Annotated in this window: 10 protein-coding genes; 4 read left to right on the forward strand and 6 right to left on the reverse strand. The window is 67.7% G+C overall.

What is annotated here, in order from left to right:
- Window positions 1-43: 43 nt before the first annotated feature.
- The gene (locus tag H5J31_RS13245) at window positions 44-1,033 is read right to left on the reverse strand and encodes a malate dehydrogenase (RefSeq protein WP_181772829.1); all 990 of its coding nucleotides are present in this window, start codon (window positions 1,031-1,033) and stop codon (window positions 44-46) included.
- 444 nt (window positions 1,034-1,477) lie between these two features.
- On the opposite strand from H5J31_RS13245, the gene H5J31_RS13250 reads away from it, so the two are divergent.
- Window positions 1,478-2,119, forward strand: a complete 642-nt coding sequence (locus H5J31_RS13250) for a DUF4360 domain-containing protein (protein ID WP_181772830.1) — start codon at window positions 1,478-1,480, stop codon at window positions 2,117-2,119.
- A 285-nt stretch (window positions 2,120-2,404) separates the two neighbouring features.
- Window positions 2,405-3,049, forward strand: coding sequence for a DUF4360 domain-containing protein (locus tag H5J31_RS13255; RefSeq protein WP_181772831.1), 645 nt, complete (start codon window positions 2,405-2,407; stop codon window positions 3,047-3,049).
- Between the two features lie 44 nt (window positions 3,050-3,093).
- On the opposite strand, the gene H5J31_RS13260 is transcribed toward H5J31_RS13255, so the two are convergent.
- The 4 genes from H5J31_RS13260 to H5J31_RS13275 all read right to left on the reverse strand — a co-directional run bounded on the left by H5J31_RS13260 (window position 3,094) and on the right by H5J31_RS13275 (window position 10,027).
- Window positions 3,094-5,190, reverse strand: coding sequence for an FUSC family protein (locus H5J31_RS13260; protein ID WP_181772832.1), 2,097 nt, complete (start codon window positions 5,188-5,190; stop codon window positions 3,094-3,096).
- Window positions 5,187-8,270: a GH92 family glycosyl hydrolase gene (locus H5J31_RS13265; protein ID WP_181772833.1), complete on the reverse strand. Its 3,084-nt coding sequence runs from the start codon at window positions 8,268-8,270 to the stop codon at window positions 5,187-5,189. Before H5J31_RS13265 ends, H5J31_RS13260 begins: the two co-directional genes overlap by 4 nt.
- Before the next feature lie 66 nt (window positions 8,271-8,336).
- Window positions 8,337-9,095: an SDR family oxidoreductase gene (locus tag H5J31_RS13270; protein WP_181772834.1), complete on the reverse strand. Its 759-nt coding sequence runs from the start codon at window positions 9,093-9,095 to the stop codon at window positions 8,337-8,339.
- Between the two features lie 32 nt (window positions 9,096-9,127).
- Window positions 9,128-10,027 (reverse strand): RNA polymerase sigma-70 factor, encoded by a 900-nt coding sequence (locus tag H5J31_RS13275; protein WP_181772850.1) that lies wholly within the window; start codon window positions 10,025-10,027, stop codon window positions 9,128-9,130.
- Window positions 10,028-10,308: 281 nt separating this feature from the next.
- On the opposite strand from H5J31_RS13275, the gene H5J31_RS13280 reads away from it, so the two are divergent.
- Window positions 10,309-13,041: a M36 family metallopeptidase gene (locus H5J31_RS13280; RefSeq protein WP_181772835.1), complete on the forward strand. Its 2,733-nt coding sequence runs from the start codon at window positions 10,309-10,311 to the stop codon at window positions 13,039-13,041.
- A 272-nt stretch (window positions 13,042-13,313) separates the two neighbouring features.
- On the opposite strand, the gene H5J31_RS13285 is transcribed toward H5J31_RS13280, so the two are convergent.
- Complete coding sequence (locus H5J31_RS13285; RefSeq protein WP_181772836.1) at window positions 13,314-17,606, reverse strand: GH92 family glycosyl hydrolase; 4,293 nt, start codon at window positions 17,604-17,606, stop codon at window positions 13,314-13,316.
- 238 nt (window positions 17,607-17,844) lie between these two features.
- Here H5J31_RS13285 and H5J31_RS13290 point away from each other — a divergent pair, with 238 nt between their 5' ends.
- Complete coding sequence (locus H5J31_RS13290; RefSeq protein ID WP_236005009.1) at window positions 17,845-19,488, forward strand: tannase/feruloyl esterase family alpha/beta hydrolase; 1,644 nt, start codon at window positions 17,845-17,847, stop codon at window positions 19,486-19,488.
- The last annotated feature ends 220 nt before the right edge of the window (window positions 19,489-19,708 follow it).

Consider the following 19,708-nt stretch of genomic DNA (forward strand, 5'->3'; position numbering starts at 1 on the left):
ACATCCCGGAGGAGGTGGCCGCCTTTCGCGGTAGGACTCAGGCTCAGATGAGGCCGAGCTTCTTGACCGCGTCGCGCTCCTCGGCCAGCTCGCCGACCGAAGCGTCGATGCGGGCACGCGAGAAGTCGTCGATCTCCAGGCCCTGGACGATCTTGTACTCACCGTTCGCGGCGGTGACCGGGAACGAGGAGATCAGGCCCTCCGGCACACCGTAGGAGCCGTCGGACACGACAGCCGCCGAGGTCCAGTCACCCTCGGGGGTGCCGTTGACCCAGGTGTACACGTGGTCGATCGCCGCGGAGGCGGCTGACGCCGCGGAAGACAGGCCGCGGGCCTCGATGATCGCCGCGCCGCGCTTGGCGACGGTCGGGATGAACTCGTCGGCCAGCCACTGCTGGTCGGTGAGCACCTCGGTCGCGGGCTTGCCGGACACCTCGGCGTGCGCGATCGACGGGTACTGGGTCGCGGAGTGGTTACCCCAGATCGCGACCTTCTTCAGCTCGGTCACCGGAACGCCCAGCTTCTTCGACAGCTGCGCGAGCGCGCGGTTGTGGTCAAGGCGGGTCATCGCGGTGAAGCGGTCGGCCGGGACGTCGGGCGCGTGCGCCTGCGCGATGAGGGCGTTGGTGTTGGCCGGGTTACCGACCACGAGGACCTTGATGTCGCTCGCCGCGCCGGCGTTGATGGCCTCACCCTGCGGCTTGAAGATGCCACCGTTGGCCTCGAGCAGGTCGCCGCGCTCCATGCCCTTGGCGCGGGGACGGGCGCCGACCAGCAGGGCGACGTTCGAGCCCTCGAAGGCCTGCTTCGGGTCGTCGAAGATGTCGATACCCGAGAGCAGCGGGAACGCGCCGTCGTCGAGTTCCATCGCGGTGCCCTCAGCCGCCTTGACCGCCTGCGGGATCTCCAGGAGCCGCAGCTTCACCGGGGTGTCCGGGCCGAGCAGCTGACCGGACGCGATGCGGAAGAGCAGCGCGTAGCCGATCTGGCCGGCCGCACCGGTGACGGTGACGTTGACAGGGGCTTGGGTCATTGCGGTTCTCCAGCTTGAGGCGACATCGACTTGTACCGCGATGCTAGTCCTGTCCCGGGTCGCCGTTCGGGTGCGTCCAGTCACTGTCTTCTTGATCGATGCCGTCCTCGTGGATGACCAGGTGATGAGTGAGCCGTGGGTGTTGTGAAGGCCACACCGCTGTCGATGGGCCGGCCTTCGCCGGCTGATCGGCGTTGTCTTCGTGGAATCGTCAACACCGAATCCGCGAAAGCCTTTTCCATATCGTGCGAAGCGAGTGGTGTTTTCCTGAGTCGGTGGTGTTTTCTCCGGCTCAGGAAAACGGTTACAGAGTCCGGAACAATTGAATGAACCGATTGCCGGGACGGTTTCGTCCGATCGGCGGGCGGCACCGTGAAGATCGTTTCGCTAACATGAGTCCGCCCAGTTCCCCGCCCCCCGTGTGGAAGTTTTGGGAAGGACCCCATGCTCACCGCAGTGGTTGCCGCCGTATCACTTTTCTCTTCGATAATAACACCGAATAGCTGGTCCCCGCCGCCGGGACCGCCGCCCGACCGGGTCACCATCGACGTCGTCACCGTCAATGGTTCCGGCTGTCCGCCGGGTTCGTCCGCCGTCGCCGTCGCCAAGGACAACAGTGCCTTCACGGTGACCTACAGCGAATACACCGCGCAGGTCGGTGTCGGGGCGAAACCGACCGACTTCCGCAAGAACTGCCAGCTGAACCTCAACATCCACGTGCCGCAGGGATTCACCTACGGTATCGCCAGTGCCGACTACCGCGGTTTCGCCTCGCTCGAAGCGGGCTCCAAGGCGCTGCAGCGGGCGAATTACTACTTCCAGGGTAATTCGCCGACCGCACAGGTGAGCCACCCCGTCAACGGCCCGCTGTCGGACAACTGGCAATTCCGTGACGAAGCCGAAGGCGGCGTCATCATCTACAAGCCGTGCGGCGAGGACCGGAATCTCAACGTGAACACGGAACTGAGGGTCGGGTCCGGTACGTCGGACCCCAAGAAGACCACCAGTTTCATCACGATGGATTCGACCGACGGTGGCTTCAAGACCACCTATCACTTCTCGTGGAAGACCTGCCCGGCCTCCTGACAGCTCACGGGTGACGGCCTGCTTCCCCGCTTGGAAGAAGGCCGTCGCACCCATACCCACCCCTGGTCAGGGCCTTGGCCTCCCTGACCCGAGGACATCGGTAGTGCTCGTCGTCGCCCCGTCCGGCGGCGACGAGCATTCTCGCTGAGCCCATTTCCGCCGGTCGCCGCGTTTCCGGTGACCGAAACCGTTTTCGTCCGATCGGCGGGCGGCACGGAAAAGATGGTCTCGCTAACATCGAATCCGCCCAGTTCCCCGCCGTGTGGAAGTTTTGGGAAGGATCCCATGCTCAATGCGCTGGTTGCTGCCGTAATGCTTTCCTCCTCTGTCGTCACGCCGAATGGCTGGGTTCCCCCTCCTCTGCCTGCCGACAAAATCGTCATCGACGTGGTCACCGTCAACGGAACGGGATGTAAACCGGGGACCGCGGCTGTTTCCGTTTCACCGGACAACACGGCCTTCACGGTGACCTACAGCGAATACACCGCCCAGGTCGGCGTCGGCGCCAAACCGACGGATCTGCGCAAGAACTGCCAGCTCAATCTCTACGTTCACGTGCCGCAAGGATTCACCTACGGTGTCGCGAGCGCGGACTACCGTGGATTCGCCTCATTGGCCGCGGGTGCCACCGGAATCGAACGAGCGAACTATTACTTCCAGGGAAATTCGCCGACGTCCTACGTGAATCACAACCTGAAAGGCCCGTTCGAGGACAACTGGCAGTTCACCGATGAGATCGAAGTCGGCGCGATCGTCTACAAGCCCTGTGGCGAGGACCGGAACTTCAACATCAACACGGAATTGCGGGCCGCGGTCGGCACTTCCGATCCGAAGAAGACCACCAGTTTCGTCACCATGGACTCGACCGACGGCGCCATCATGACCACCTACCACTTCTCCTGGAAACCCTGTCCCAAACCGAAGAACTGATCCCCGAGGTGGCGGCCTTCTTCGAACTTCAGCGAAGGGGGCCGTCACCCTTTACCGGACGGGATCGGATCGGTCGCCGCCACGCCGAACGCGCGGCCCAGCGCGATCACGGTCTCGTCGAGATGCCCGAGACTCGTGAGCACCGAACGCGCCCGCGGATCTTCGATCCGGTCCGACACCGGCGTACCGTCGTCCCGGACCAGCGTGCCGTGCCCGGACCCGCCGGGATCCCCGATCGCCCTGCCCAGCACCGCGATGTTCTCCCGGATCCGCCCCGTGTACAGCAGCAGCCGGTCCGCCTCGTTGACCAGCAGCCCCGCCTGGGACCGCGCCGCGACGTGCCGGGCACGGAAGGCGATGGTCTCCACCGTCGTCAGCACATGCCAGCCGTAGTCACGGCGGCTGCTGAGATTCACCGGATGGGTGAGTGGCTCGATCGTCGTGCGCACCTGGTCCACCGCCCGGTCCAGATCCCTCGACTTCTCGATGACACTCACGTTCTCCGCGCCGGACAACAGACCCGCGGCCTTCTCGACGAACTCGTCCAGTTCCTCCAGCAGCGTCGAGACGTCGTCCAGCATCACCGCTCGGGTGCGCACCGGCACGATCACCACCGCCGCCAGGATCCCCGCCGCCGCGCCCACCGCGGTCTCCGCGACCCGGATCCACAGCACCTCGAGGCTGAACGTCCCCAGCAGGCTGTAGAGCAGGCCGAGCATGCTGGTGATGAAGAACGCCATGATCACCTGCGAGACCCGCGCCATGTAGACCATGCCGAAGACGCACACCAGGATCAGCGCCAGCGTCGCCGGCACACTGCCCGACACGAGCAACGTCAGCACGAGCCCGCCCACGATGCCGATCAGCGTCCCGCCGAGCCGCCGGACGCCCTTGACGAACGTCGCCCCGGCCGTCGACGAGCCGATGAACACCACGAACACCGTCAGCACCGCCCAGTACCACCGCTGGCTCGACACCAGCTCACCGCCGAGGACGGCGAGCCCGCCGCCCACCACGGCCTGGATGGCGCTGCGGGTCTGGTTGTCGTAGGCGAACGCCGCCGACTTCTCCTCTTCGGGATCCTCGGGGTCGGCGGGGTCGTCACCGGCATCCGTGACGTCGTGTTCGGCGACCCGCTGCGCCCGCACATCGGCCAAGGCGAGCTCCGCGATGGCCCGGCGGACACCGTCACCAGGCGCGGCGTGCTCGTCGATCCGGCTGCCTTCCACCAGCATCTTGCTGAACTCTTCGGTCTCGCTGATCAGCGGCAGTTCCCGTGGATCGCGTTCGATCAGCGACCGGAACCTCCGCAGCCGGGCGATCAGATCGTCACGGACGTCCTCGCCGAGGTCTTCGGCACAGGTTCGCTGCACGGTGATCGTCAGCCACTGCACCGCCAGCTCGACCTCGATCGCGCGACGCCGAAGCCTGCTCACCGAATCCGCGCCGGTCACCTCGGGTGCGGCGTCCTCGATGAGCAGCACGGACTCGTGCAGTCGCGAGTTCATAGTCCGGAGCCGTTTACGAGTGCGCTCGCTGCCGCCGACCGCGAGGTAGTCCTCCGCCGCCCGGACCACCGCCGCGAGCCGCGCCCGGAACGCCCGCCGGATCCGGAGGAACTCCGCCTCCCGGCGCTTGCGCACCAGCACGAACCGGACCACCGCGTTGGCCGCGATCCCGATGGCCAGCGCCAGCAGCAGCACCGGGACCTGCTTCAGATGCGTCTGCAGGAACATCGCGAAGAAGAACAGGAAGAACGAGATCGACCCCAGCGCGATCCCGCGCGAACCGAACCGCTGCGCGTAGACCGCCACGAAGATCAGCAGCACGAACACGATGCTGTCCAGTGGCGGCACCGCCGAACCGACACTCGCCGCCGTGAGGGAAGCCGCCCCGAGCACCAGCGCCAGGAGCAGCGTCACCCCCTGCTCGCCCGCGGTCGCGTCGTTCACGGTGAAGGCGGACGTCATGGCCGCGATCGCGGCGACGAGCGTGACCGTGAGCGGCTGGTGGAACGGCAGGATGGCCAGCACCGCGACGATGATGCTGAGCACGGCCGAGAAACCGAGGCGGAGCCGGACCAGGCCGGGATCCGAGGCGACCAGACGGTCGGTCAGGGCCTGGGTGATGCGCGAGATCATCGGGCGAGCAGCTCTCCTTGGGCGAGGGTGACCCGCCTGGCGGTGGACGAGGTGATGCGGAGACGGTATCGGGTGTGCCTGGCCGGCTCCGCGAGGGCGAACGGCCGGGTCTGGCGGCGCCATCGGAACGCCTCGCCCTCACGCTGGTCCAGCAGCACCCAGTGCTCGCCGTCGTCGGAGCCCTCCAGCACCCACGAACGCGGATCACCCCGGCGGCTTCCCGAGGTCAGCGTGTACATCACGACGTCGCGGGAAGCGTCCTCGACGGGGAACTCGATGACCGGCTTGCCCGCGGGGAAGGTGATCTCGGTTTTGGTGGTGTCGTCGAACAGGGCACCGGCGCCGGACGTGATGTCCGACAGCGGATGCGGGTCGGCCGGTTCGGCGGGGGACCGGCCCCAGGCCGACGGCTCCTCACCCATCGTGAATTCCAGCGCCGCGCCGCCGGCCAGTACCGAATGCGGGAGGGTACTGCTTTCGTGCGGCCGCCCGTCGATCGTCAGGCCCTGGACGTAGACGGCGCCGTCGGTGTTGCCGCGCGCGGTGACGACCAGGTCCTTGCCGTTCTCCAGGTGGACGGTCGCCTTGGTGAACAGCGGCGAACCGATCGCGTACTCGGGGCTGCCCATGGCCAGCGGGTAGAACCCGAGCGCGCCGAAGACGTACCAAGCGGACATCTCGCCGTTGTCCTCATCGCCCGGATAGCCCTGGCCCAGGTCGCTGCCGACGTAGAGCCGCCGCAGCACCTCGCGCACGATCCGCTGCGTCTTGGACGGCGCGCCCGCGTGGTTGTAGACGAAGGGAATGTGGTGCGACGGCTGGTTGGAATGGCCGTACTGGCCCATCCGGACGTCGCGGGCCTCGGTCATCTCGTGGATCAGCCCGCCGTAGGAACCCGGTTTGCGGCCGGTCTCCGGAGTGGCGAAGAACGTGTCGAGTTTGGATTCCAGCGCGTCCGTCCCACCGAGCAGCGCGGCGAGCCCGCCGCCGTCGTGAGGGACCGAGAAGACGGTGTTCCAGGAATTCGTCTCGGTGAAATCACCGCCCCACGCCTCGGGGTCGTAACCCTCGGTGGCGAAGTGGCGGCTGCCGTCGCGATTACGGCCCTGGAAGAACCCGATCCGGGAATCGAAGTGGTTCGCGTACTGCTGTGAACGCTGCCGGAAGTACGCCGCGTCGTCGTGCCGCCCGAGGGCTTCGGCGAGATTGGCCAGGCCGAAGTCGTTGATGCAGCCCTCCAGCGCCCACGACAGGCCTTCGTGGACGGACGTCGGCGTGTAGCCGAGGAAGATCGACTCGTGCAGGCCCTTACGGCCGACGCTCTGCCCGCTCGGCGTCACCGTCGCGTTCTTCAGCGCCGCTTCGTAAGCGGCCTCGACGTCGAAACCCCGCACACCCTTGAGGTAAGCGTCGGCGAACGCGACGTCGGAACTGGTCCCGGTCATCAGATTGGCGTACCCGGGGGAGGACCACCGCGAGATCCAGCCGCCCTCGCGGTACTGCTGGACGAACCCGTCGATCATGCGGCCACATCGGGCGGGCGTGAGCAGCGCGTACGCGGGCCAGGTGGTGCGATAGGTGTCCCAGAAGCCGTTGTTGACGTACATCTCGCCGTCCACGACCTTCGCGCCGGTCCTGGTGCGGGTGCTGGGCCGGAAGCGGCGGACGACCGGACTCGCGTGGCGGACACCTTTCGGCGTGTCCTCGTGCGCGGAGTTCGGGTAGAGGAACAGGCGGTAGAGGCTGGAGTAGAACGTCGTGCGCTGGTCCTCGGTCGCGCCCTCGATCTCGATCCGCCCCAGTACCTCCGACCAGGCGTCACGGGCCTGGTCACGCACGTCCTCGAAGCTCGTGCCGGCGGGGATCTCCAGGTCCAGGTTCCGCTTCGCCTGCGCGAGGCTGATCAGCGACGTCGCGATCCGCATCGTCACCTCGCCTGCCGGGAACTCCAGGAACCCGGTGACCGTGCGCCACAGTGGACGCCGGATCCGGCCGCCGCGGTCGGCCGGGACGTCGAACTCGGCGTGGACGAACATCCGCCGTGCCCCGGCGGACAGCCTGCTGCGGACCCACGTGTGCCCCGTGACCACGCCCTTCGCCGCGTCGAGGCGTAGCCCTCCTCGGTTGCGCGCGTTGTCGAACAGCAGCCAGCCCCGATCACCCGGGAAGGTGAACCGGAACAGGGCCGCGTGATCCGACGGGGCGATATCGGTGGTGACCCCGTTGGCGAACCGGACGCCGTAGTGATGCGGCCGGTCGATCTCGTCGTCATGGGAGAACGCGAGCGCGCGGCGGCCGCGGTCCGGCTCGACCGGGCCGATCCCCGGCATCACCTGGAAGGTGTGCCGGTCGCCCATCCACGGGCTCGGCTGATGCGACAACGCGAACGCCTGCAGCGCCGGCCGGTTCGCGGAGTCGTTGTGCCGGTGGTAGCTGTAGAGCCAGTTGGTGACGCCCGCGTCGGTGACCGGGGTCCAGAAGTTGAAACCGTGTGGGACGGCGGTGGCGGGGAAGTTGTTGCCCCGCGAGAACTTGTCGCTCGAATGCGTGCCGCGAGTGGTGCGGACGTGCTCGACAGGCTCTTTCTCCTCCAGCGCGCGCTCGGCGATCCGGACGTCGTCGACCCAGCCCGTACCTTCGCCGCCCGGTGGTTCGCTGACCAGGACGATCCGGGTGAGCCGCCGTCCGGCGAACTCGCCCAGACGGCGGCGCACGAGGTTCCACTGATCGACGTACAGCGTCTTGTCCAGACCCTGCGTCTTCGCGCTGAAGCCGGCGGACGTCCCGTCGGCGAACTCGACGTCGAGCGCGACGAAGGTGCTGCGGTAGCTGGGGACGGCGTCGACCTCGGCCTCGGGGAAGACCACATAGGACAGCTCGGCGTGGACGGTCACCTCGATGTCCACTTCGAACAACGTCGCACGCAGCGAACCCTCGAAGCGGACGGCGTGCGCGCCGGTGAACCCGACGCCCGTTTTCGCGGTCGGCGAGGACTGCGGTCCGGTACCGACGCGCAACGCCGGATCCACCGGCTGCGGATCACCCGTTTCGAAAGAGGAGAAGAACCCGGTGATCGTCACCAGGCCACCGTAACTCCGAAGCGTGAGCACGGCGCGGCGTGGCCGGTGGGGCTCACATTCAGAGGACTAAACGCGAGACGCCAGGAACTCCTCGAAGGTGCCCGTGCCGGTCGCGTTGTCCGGCGTCAGGTTCCCGCCCGCCCGAAACGCCCGGGACACCTTGCCCGGCAGCCACACCGACACGATCCGCTTCCGTCGTCCCGTCGAACGGTGATAGGCCTCCGCCAGGTCACGGGCGGTCCGCACCTCAGGGCCACCCATATCCGCCACGCGCTCCGACGGTCCACCGGACGCCAGCGTGACCAGCCGATCCGCGACGTCGCCGGTGCTGACCGGCTGGAACCGGAACCCGGACGGCATGAACGTCACCGGCAACCGCCGCTGCACCGCCGACGCCCGCGCCACGAGATCGTGGAACTGGGTCGCGCGCAGGACCGTCCACGGCAGACCGGACTCCTCGACGACCTTCTCCGACGCCAGCTTCTCGTTGTAGTAGAAGAACCGGATCACGTCGATGCCGACGATCGAGATGTACACCAGATGCGGGCTCCCGGCCCGCCGCGCGGCCTCGACCAGATTCCGCGTCACCTGTTCGTCGCCACGGCCCAGCGTCGACGCGCAATGGATGATCACCGAGACGCCGTCGACCGCCGCGGCCAACCCGTCGCCGGTCCGCAGATCGCACTGGGCCCACTCGTAAGGCTCGTCCGAGGGGCGCGGCCGCCGGCTCATGACCCGGACCGGCCGCCCTTCGGCCACCAGCCGCCGCACCACCTGGCGGCCCAGGTCGCCGGTACCGCCGGTCACCAGAATCGGCTTCGTCACAGAGATCCTCCCGTTCTCAAGAGCTTCCACCCTCAAGAACCGGCGGGCCACCCGGAACGTGACAGCTGCCGCGAGAGGAAGGCGAGTTTGTCCGGATTCGCCACCGCTCGCAGGCCGGCGATCCGGCCGTCCACGATCTCGAACCCGAGGATGCCGTACAGCGCGTCACCGGTCGTCGCGATCACCGCGGGGCCACCGTTGACCTCCCCGATCCTGATCGACACCTGCGCGGCACCGGCGAACATCCCGGCGTACAGGCGCGCGACCTTCGCCGCGCCGGACACCGGACGGCGGGCAGCGCTCGCCTTGCCACCACCGTCCGACCATGCCGTGACCTCGGCGGTGAGAAGCTTCTCCAGCCCGCTCAGGTCGCCTTCCCTCGCGGCGGCCAGGAAGCTCTCGACAAGCCCTTCGAGCTGTCGCGGGTTCGAAACCCGTCGCTCTTCCGGGCGGGCGAGGTCCCGCTTGGCCCGGCTGTGCAGCTGACGCGAGTTGACCTCGGAGACGTCGAGGATCGCGGCGATCTCGCGATGGCTGTAGGCGAAGGCCTCCTTCAGCACGAAAACCGCCCGCTCGACCGGGCCGAGCCGCTCCAGCATCACGAGCATCGCCAGCGACACCGAATCGCGCTGCTCCGCCGTCTCCAACGGGCCGAGCGCGCCATCCGAGGTCAGTACCGGCTCGGGCAGCCACGGCCCGACATACCGCTCACGCTGCACCCTGGCCGAGGTCAGCCGGTTCAGGCAGAGATTGGTGACGACCTTCGCCAGCCACGCCCGCGGTGACTCGATAGATTCCCGCTCCACGCCTGCCCACCGCAGGTACGCGTCCTGGACGGCGTCCTCGGCCTCCGCCGCCGAACCGAGGAGCCGGTACGCGAGCCCGAACATGGGGGAGCGCAACCGCTCGAACTCCGCGACATGATCCGGCAGACGGCCTACCGGGGCCTTGTCGATCACGAAATCGTCGGGCCCGGCGTCCTTTCCGGACCGATCCCCATCGGACACGATCTCCCCTTACGAATCCATCCGAGTCCATAGTGGACACTCGGGTGCCGGGGTACCGCTCACCGGGATGGTCGTACCTGATCGGCGCTGACGTCCGCTGTGACTGTATCGGTACGAATGGAACGTCTGCGTCACCACCGAGAGAGGGGTCTCCTGTGACGTCACGTTCGTCGCGTTCGCGTGCCTCGTTGTGCGCCGCGACCGCAATGACACTGTTAGCGCTGGTCACGGCGCCCATGGCCGGTGCGGCACCGGTACCGGGCGCCGTGCACACCACACCGGACAGATCCGGAAAGGACGTCGATGTCCGCGACACGGCGAGAACCGGCCCACGCGCTCTGAGCTCGCAAGCGCAGCTCTCGGCGTCGAGGGCGGGCTCCGTCGCGAAGGCACGCGCCGAACTGGGGAACCAGGCCCTGCTCGACTTCGACGAGCTCACCGGGACACCCCGCGTCCTCGCCCGCACCGACGGGTTCCTCACCGGACCGAGTACGAAATCACCCCGTGACATCGTGCTGAACTATCTGCGCGAGCAGGAAGGACTCGTCGGCCTCAGCGCCGCCGACACCGCGAACCTGAACCTGCGCAAGGACTACGTCGACGTCGAGGGCACCCACCACCTGTCCTTCACCCAGGCCGTCGGCGGGATTCCGTTGTTCGGCAACGGGTTGAAGGCACATGTGACCAAGGACGGCAAGCTGATCCAGCTGGACGGATCACCGGCACGCGGCCTGCCCGCGTCGCTGGGACAGGCCGCGCTGGCGGCACCCGGCCCGGACTCGAAGCAGGTCGCCTTCCTCACCGGCGACGGAGTGCGTCTCGCCTGGTACAAGCTCGCCAAGCCCGCTCCTGCTCAGATGTTCCAGGAGGTCACCGACGCGGCGACCGGCAAGCTGCTCTACCGCAAGAACCTCGTGAACCACGCGAACGACGCCGACGGTGCGAAGGGCCTCGCCTGGGAAGCCAGTCCCGGCCCCCAGAAGCAGGTCAACCTCACCCAGAAGGGCTGGCTGCCCGCCGACGCCAAGACGCTGGACGGCAACGTCGCGCATGTCGCCGCCGACGTCAACGGCGACGAGAAGTTCCAGCCGCAGGAGGAGATCGGGCCGAACACGGACGGCACCTACCGCTACAAGTTCTCCGACTTCAACGCCGTCGTCGGACCGCCGTGCTCGGCGGCCAGGCCGTGCTCCTGGGACCCCAAGACTCCAGGTTCGTGGGCGAAGAACCGTGAACAGAACGCCGTGCAGGCGCTGACGTACGTCGGGACCTTCCACGACCACCTGGCTTCGTTCCCGATCGGGTTCACCCGCGCCGCGGGCAACTTCGAGAAGGTCGACGGCGACGCGGTGCAGGTCCACACGCTGCTCGGGGCGCAGACGCCGGGCTACTACGACAACGCGTTCATGGGCACCCCGCCGGACGGGCAGGCACCGACGATGGGGATGTTCCTCTTCCACGACCCCCGCGACCCGAGCGACCCGTTCCTCGCCGCGAACTCGGCCGACGACGCCGCGATCATCCATCACGAGTACACCCACGGCCTGTCCAACCGGCTCGTCGTCGACGCGCAGGGCAACTCCACGCTGAACTCCCTGCAGTCCGGCGCGATGGGGGAGGCGTGGAGCGACTGGTACGCCTTCGACTACCTCGTCGGCCGGAACGCCGTCAAGGACACCGCGGCACCCGGGGAGATCATCGTCGGCGACTACGTCAGCGACGGCAAGAACCTCGTCCGCACCCAGCCGCTGGACTGCCCGGTCGGCGCAGGCGCCCCGCAGTGTCCCGGCACCCCCGGTGCCGGCCCCGGCGGCTACACCTACGGCGACCTGGGCCGGATCATCGGCTTCCCGGAGGTGCACGCCGACGGTGAGATCTGGGCGAGCACGCTGTGGGACGTCCGCTCCGCGCTCGGCGTCCAGCTGACCCGTGCGCTGGTCACCCGGGCGATGGAGCTTTCGCCCGCGTCGCCGTCCTTCCTGGACATGCGGAACGCGATCCTGCAGGCCGACACGGTGATCAACGGCGGCCGCGCGCACGCCAAGCTGTGGAAGGCCTTCGCCGCCCGCGGCATGGGCTACTTCGCCGCGTCGATCACCGGCGCCGACACCGAACCGGCCGAGGACTTCTCGACCCCGCCGCCCGCCGGCACCCCGACCGGGACCGTCACCGGCAAGGTCACCAACCGCGACGGTGGCGCCCCGATCGCCGGCGTCTCCATCCGGTTCAGCGGCCACGACTCCGGTTTCGCCGGCAACCTGGCCGCGGTGTCCGACGCCACCGGCGCGTACACCATCCCCGGCGTGCTCCCCGGCACCTATCCGAAGGTCTACGCCTCCGGTGGTGGCGCCGACACCGAGACCCGGGCGGTCTCCGTGCGCTCCGGCACCACCACGCTGAACTGGCCACTGCGGCTCAACTGGGCGTCCGGTAGCGCGGGGGCGGGTGTCACCGCGTTCAACGGTGAGGACTTCAGCCAGTACGGCTGCGGCCCCGCCGACCTGATCGCGTCCTCCCCGCTCGGCGGAGGCGGCTGGTCGACCGACAAGAAGGTCGGCCCCGACGGCACCGTCGAGACCAGGTTCGTCACGATCAAACTGGGCAAACCGGTCAACGTGAACGCCATCGAGATCGACCCGGCCAACAACTGCGGCGACGACCCGCCCGCCGCGGCCAAGGACGTCACCGTCGAAACCTCGGTGGACGGCACGACCTGGGTGAAGGCCGGGACGGGCGACTTCAAGCCGTCCGATCTCAACAAGCTCACCGCACTGCAGCTCGCGCCGGGCAGCACCGCCGGAGTGCTGTTCGTGCGGCTGACGGTCTCGTCCAACCAGCTTTCGTTCTACCCGGACAAGGCCTGTTCGCCGCAGCCCACCACGGCCGGCTGCCTGTACCTGGACGTGCAGAAGCTGGCCGTGCGGGGCGCTCCCGCCTGACCTCGCGTCGCGTCGTGAGTGGCGATTCGGGTTAGAACCCGAATCGCCACTCACGACCCACTCGGCCCTTCGCAACACCGGCTCGCGGCCGCCGGGCCACCCTTGCCGGGGACGCACTACGGATCTTGTTATGAACGGTCCGTTCATAACAAGATCCGTAGTGAACGGACCGTTCATAACGTCCACCCGTTTTTGCGACCGAAGTACGTGAAGGCCCTCTTCCTTGCGTCTAGCGCAAGGAAGAGGGCCTTCACGTACTTACCGGAGCAGGACTACAGCTTCGCGCACTGTCCGGCGGCCGGGCCGCGGACGGTGTTCTGCAGGTCGTAGTCCGTCGGAGCGGGGGTGTTGGCCGCGCACGCCAGAGGTCCGCCGATCGTGCTGGCAGTCAGCACCGGCCCCTTGTTGCCCGTCAACGCCACCGGCCCGCCGATCTCGGTCAGTTCGATCGAGACCGGTCCGGTCGCCCCGGTGATCGCCACCGGTCCGTTCACCTTCGTCCGGTCGAGCACGACCTGAGCCGCACCCGTCGCCGTCAGCGGCCCGGAAATCGACCCGCCGCGGACGATCAGGCTCGCACCCGGCGCCACCGCCACCGGACCGGACACCGTCGCGCCGTCGAGGCAGGTCACGCCGTTCTGCACGGTCAGCGGTCCCTTGCGCTCGCCGGTGACGGTCTGCGTGCACGCCGCGTCCGGCTTGCCCAGGACCTCGAACTCCGCCAGCGACGCCTCCCCGCCCGTGGTCGCGGTGACCTCGAGCCGGTAGTACGCGTAGTGCGCCGGGTTCGCGACCTTGAACGCCCTGGTCTGCTGCCGCCACTGGAAGGTCTGGTCGGTCCGCTGATCCGCGACCGCCCACGTCTTCCCATCGTAGGAACCCTTCAGCACCCAGCTCTTCGCGTCGCCCGCAGCCTTGCCCGAAGTCAGCGTGTAGTACGAAGCCGCTTCCTTCGTCGAGGGCACCTGGTACTGGATCGGCGCCTTCACCTTCGCCTCGGTCCGCGACGTGTTGTCGAAGAACGCCGCGTCCCCACCGGAAACCGGCTTCGTGAGGTCGTGCACCGGGGTCGGCACCGCGTCGCCCTTGGTGATCGACTTCGGCGCGTCGTTCGGGCCGGTGCCCCACGTCGACGGGTTGGGGCCCATGTCGAAGTCGAGCGTGCCGCCGTTCGCGATCGCCGAATGCGCCAGCGACGTCGACGTCTGCGCCTTGCCGTTGACCTTCAGGCCCTGCACGTAGACGTTCTTCGCGCTGTTCTTCGGCGCGTTGACCACGATCTTCTTGCCGCCGGGCAGGTTCACGGTCGCCTTGGTGAACAGCGGCGAACCGATCGCGTAATCCGAACTGCCGACCTGCAACGGGTAGAAGCCCAGCATGCCGAACAGCCACCACGCCGACTGCTCACCGTTGTCCTCGTCGCCGCCGTAGCCCTGGCCGAGCTCACTGCCGACGTACAACCTGGACAGCGCCTCGCGGACCTTCGCCTGCGTCTTCGACGGCTGACCCGCGTAGTCGTACATGTAGAGCGTGTGGTGCGCGGCCTGGTTGGAATGCGCGTACATGCCCATCCGGACATCCCGCGCCTCGGTCATCTCGTGGATGATCCCGCCGTAGCTGCCGTACTTCAGCCCCGTCTCCGGGGTGGCGAAGAATTCGTCCAATTTGGACGCCAGCCCCGCCTTGCCGCCGAAGAGGTTCGCCAGGCCCTGTCCGTCCTGCGGGACGGAGAACCGCATGCCCCACGCGTTGGTCTCGGTGTAGTCGATACCCCAGACCTCCGGGTCGAACTGGTCCTTCGCCCGGGTGAACTTGCCCGCCGCGTCACGGCCCTGGAAGAAGCCGACACTCGGGTCGAACACGTTCACGTACTGCGTGGCCCGCTCGGTGAAGTACCCGTAGTTGTCCAGGTACTCCTGCTTGCGCGGGTCGTTCGCCGGAGCCTCGTCGTAGAGCTTCTTCGACATGTTCGCGATGGCGTTGTCGTTGACGTAGCCCTCGATCGCCCACGAGAACCCGTGGTCCGCGGTGTTCGGCGCGTACCCGAGGAAGGTGCCCTCGTCTATGCCCTTCCGGCCGACCGCGCCGTTCGGCGGGGTCACGGTCGCGTTCTTGATGGCGGAGTCGTAGGCCGACTGGACGTCGAAACCCTTGACCCCCTTGAGATACGCGTCCGCGAAGGCGGCGTCCGAACTGGTGCCGGTCATCAGATCCGCGTAGCCGGGGGAGGACCAGCGCGAGATCCAGCCGCCGTCACGGTACTGCTGCACGAAACCGTCGACGAGCCGTCCGGCGGTGTCCGGACTGAGCAGCGAATACGCCGACCAGACGGTTCTGTAGGTGTCCCAGAACCCGTTGTTGACGAAGAACTCGCCGTCGACGATTTTCGCGCCGGTCTGCGTCGGCGTGTCCTGGCCGGTCTTCGGCGACACCGGGCTCGCGTACTTCTTCACCGGCTTCTCACGCGTGCCGACGTTCTCGAAACCCGAGTTCGGGTACAGGAACAGCCGGTACAGGTTGGAGTACAGCGTGATCAGCTGGTCCTTCGACGCGCCCTCGACCTCGATGACCTTGAGCTTCTCGTCCCACGCCTTCGCCGCCGTCTCACCCACCGACTCGACGGTCGCGTTCGGAGCGACCTCCTGCTCCAGGTTCTTCTTCGCCTGGTCGACGCTGATCAGCGAGGTCGCGATCCGCATGTTCACCGTCTTGTCGGCGCCCGCGTCGAACTTGAGATAGCCGAGGACGTTGTCCCGCTTCTGGTCGCCGGAACCGGTCGACAGCTTCGAACCGGCGGTCACCGGCTTGTCGAAGGTGGCGTAGACGAACATCCGCGACGCACCCGCCGACAGGCCGCTCTTCACGTCGCTGTAGCCGGTGATGGCCCGGCCGGCGGGGTCGAGGGTGAGCCCGCCGTTGTTGTTGACGTTGTCGAAGATCAGGTTCGAGTCCGCACCGGGGAACTTGAACCGGTACAGCGCCGCGTGATCGGTCGGCGCGACCTCGGCCTTGATGCCGTTCTCGAAGTCGACGCCGTAGTAGTGCGCCCGCGCCGTCTCGTTGGAGTGCTTGAACGGCAGCTTCCGTGCCTCACGATCCGGATTCGGCACGCCGGTGGCGGTCGAGGGCAGGAACTGGAAGGTCTGCCGGTCGGCCATCCACGGGCTCGGCGCGTGGCTCGCGGAGAACGCCTGCAGCGCCGGGAGGTTCTGCTCGTTGTTGCGCGAGTGGTAGGAGTACATCCAGCTCAACGTGCCCGCGTCGGTGGTCGGGATCCAGAAGTTGAACCCGTGCGGCACCGCGGTCGCGGGCATGTTGTTGCCGCGCGAGAACGACCCGTTCGACAGCGAACCGCGCGTCGTCAGCACGTTGTCACTCGGACGGAGGCTCGCCGGAGGCGTCGGCGTGGCCGAGACCTTGATGTCGTCCAGCCAGCCCTGCAGCGAGCCGGGGCCGTTCGCGTTGTCGTAGCCGACGAGGATCCGGTCGACCGTCTTGCCCTTCGCGACCACGCCGATCTGCGAACGCACCAGGTTCCACTGGTTGGTGTAAAGCACCTTGCTCGCGCCCTGGCCCTGCGGCGACAGACCGAAGCCGTACTGGTCGACGGCGCCGAGCTGGCTCAGGTACGTGCCGTCGGTGAACGCCAGGTCCACCGCGACGTTCGTGCTCGGGTACTTCAGGTCACCGCGGATGAACTCCGGCTGCACCTTGTAGGACAGCTCCGAGGTCGCCGCGACCGGGATGTCGACGTCGAAGATCTTGTTGTACGACCAGCCGTGCCCCTGCGCCTTGTGGCTGCCGGCGTAGCGGAACGCCCGCGTGCCGGTGAACCCGACGCGGTTCTTGTTGGTGTAACCACCGGTCGGGCCGCTGTCGGCGAAGCTGCGCATGTTCGGCAGCGCAGGCGGGGCCGGGTCCTCGTTGGCCAACAGCAGCTCCGAGAGCTGCATGATGTCGCCGCCGTTGTTCTTCGTGACGTTCAGCCGGAAGAACTTGTACGCCGCGCTCGCCGCGGGGAGGCGGAACTCCTTCTGCTGGTACCGCTCGCCGAACTTCTGCCCGCTCTGCTTGTCCAGCTCCGTCCAGGCCTGGCCGTCGTTGGAGCCCTGCAGCGTCCAGTCCTGCGGGTCGCGGTTGTCGAAGTCGTTCGCCGACGAAAGCGCGTAGCGGGTGATCGACGTCGGCTCGGACAGTGCGACCTGCGCCCAGCCGGTCGGCGTCCAGGCCAGCCATTTGGTGTCGGTCGAGCCGTCCACCAGGTTCGACGCGCCCTCGTTCGGGGTGTTCTCGCTGTTGGCCGACGTCTCGGTGACCTTGCCGCGGATGTCACCGGGGATGGTGGTGGCGTTCGCGCCGTCGACACCGAACGCCTTCGGCTTGCCGGACGGGTCGACGTCGACGGTGTCGCTCCACGTCGGCTGCGGCTCACCTTGTTCGAAGGAGGAGTAGAAATCCGGTGGGGCTTCCTCGGCCGCGACGGCGGCCGGGAGGGCGACCAGTCCCGACGCCACGACCGTGGCACTCAGGAGGCCGCAGACCAGTGGTCTGACGCTTCGGGGCATCGTTGCACCAATGCTTTCTCGCGGGGGCATGCTGGGCGCCGCACAGGGAGGGGACCGGTGGCGCCCAGAGAGAAAAGCTCGGTTGTGACATCGATGTCAAGACACCCGGACAAACCTGACCCGAACTGGACAACCCGGATGTCCGGCCGGCCCCTTCGAAACCTGGTGGACATCCCTCGCGCGCCGGGCCAGGGTGAATGAACCAACTGAAGCCGAACCGGGAAACTGGGGTGGGGAAATGCGGCGGTTGTCCATGCTCGGCGTGGCGGCGCTCATCACGGCAGGCTCGATACTCACGGCTCCGGCGGCCACCGCCGGCGAAACGACCTTCCGCCCGGTGCGCACCTGCGCCGATCTGGTGCGGACCTACGACGTTCCCGGCGCGGTCACCCACGTCGAGACCGCGACGGTGGTGCCCGCGACGGCCACCGAACCCGAGAACTGCGACGTCCGCGGCTACGTCGAACCGGCGGTGCGGTTCCAGCTCAGGCTGCCGACCAAGACGTACGCGGGCCGATATCTGCAGTTCGGCTGCGGCGGTTTCTGCGGCATGGTCAACACGCCTCCATTCGCCGACTGCGGGCTCCCGCACGGCGGCGACGTCGCGGTCGCGGCCACCGACGACGGTCACGTCGGCACCACACCGAACGTCTTCGACGACGGCAAATGGGCCGAGAACGACCAAGCGGCTCGGGACGACTTCGCCTTCCGCGCACCGCACGTCGTCTCGAAGGCGTCCAAGCGCCTGATCACGGCGTTCTACGGTGCTCCGCCGAAGAAGTCCTACTTCAGCGGCTGCTCCGACGGTGGCCGCGAAGCACTCCTGCTGGCGCAGCGCTACCCGCACGACTTCGACGGCATCGTCGCCGGCGCACCCGCCGGATACTGGGGGCCGCTGATCGGTGCCTACCAGACCTGGCTGTCGAAAGTGAACACCGGCGCCGACGGCAAACCGGTCCTCACCGCGGCGAAGCTCCCGGCACTGCACGCCGCCGCACTGTCCTCTTGCGACAAGTCCGACGGACTCGCCGACGGCGCCATCGACGACCCGCGCTCCTGCCGCTTCGACCCGGCCACGATCGCCTGCCCGGCGGGCACCGACAACCCCGGTTGCCTCACCCCGGCACAGGTCACGGCCACCGAGAAGATCTACGCGCCGCCGACCGACGAACGCGGCCGCAAGCTCTACCCGGGCGGCCAGACCGTCGGCTCCGAACTGTCCTGGTACGGCTGGATCCTCCCGGCGCCGGAATTCGGCGACGTCCCGGCCGCGTTCGGACTCGCCGACAACTACCTGAAGTACATGGCCTACCCGATCGGGACACCGCATTCGTCCGTCGAGAAATTCACCTTCACCGCCCGCGAATTCGACCGGCTCACCCCGGAAGGCGTCCGCTCCAACGCGATGTCGACGGACCTGCGTGAATTCCGGCGCTCCGGCGGGAAACTCGTGATCTGGCACGGCTGGGCGGACCAGGCGATCCCGGCGGCAGGCTCGGTCGACTACTACCAGCGTCTCGCCCGCGCCAACGGCGGCCTCGCCACGACGCAGAACTGGGCGCGGCTGTTCATGGTGCCCGGTATGTACCACTGCGGCGGCGGCGACAAGCTGACCGAGTACGACCCGTTGAAGGAACTCGTCTCCTGGGTCGAGCGCGGCGCCGCGCCGGACAAGACCATCGCCACCGGCCGCGACGCCGACGGCAAGGTCCTCCGCACCCGGCCGGTGTTCCCGTACCCGCTGCAGGCCGAGTACGACGGCACCGGAAGCGTCGACGACGCCGCGAACTTCGTGCCTGTTCCGCCGTCCCGGCCTACGCAGGACATCGTGAACTGGGCGGGGAACGATCTGTACGGGAAGGCGGGTCCGGTCGCTCCGTAGTACGCCCTAGTGAGCGGTACGAACGGTTCGCGTGATTGAGGGGACGGCATGCGTGATCCGGCGGACGGCACTTGTGATCGGACGGACGACGCGCGTGATTGGACGGACGGCATGCGTGCGGCAGGGTTTCGACGTGTGCCGTCCGTCCAATCTCGAGTGACGTCCCTCTAATCACGTGTGCCGTCCCTCTGGACACCGGCAAGTACGCAACTGAGACACA

The organism is Amycolatopsis pittospori (genome assembly GCF_013870525.1).
In the GTDB taxonomy this organism is placed as follows: domain Bacteria; phylum Actinomycetota; class Actinomycetes; order Mycobacteriales; family Pseudonocardiaceae; genus Amycolatopsis; species Amycolatopsis pittospori.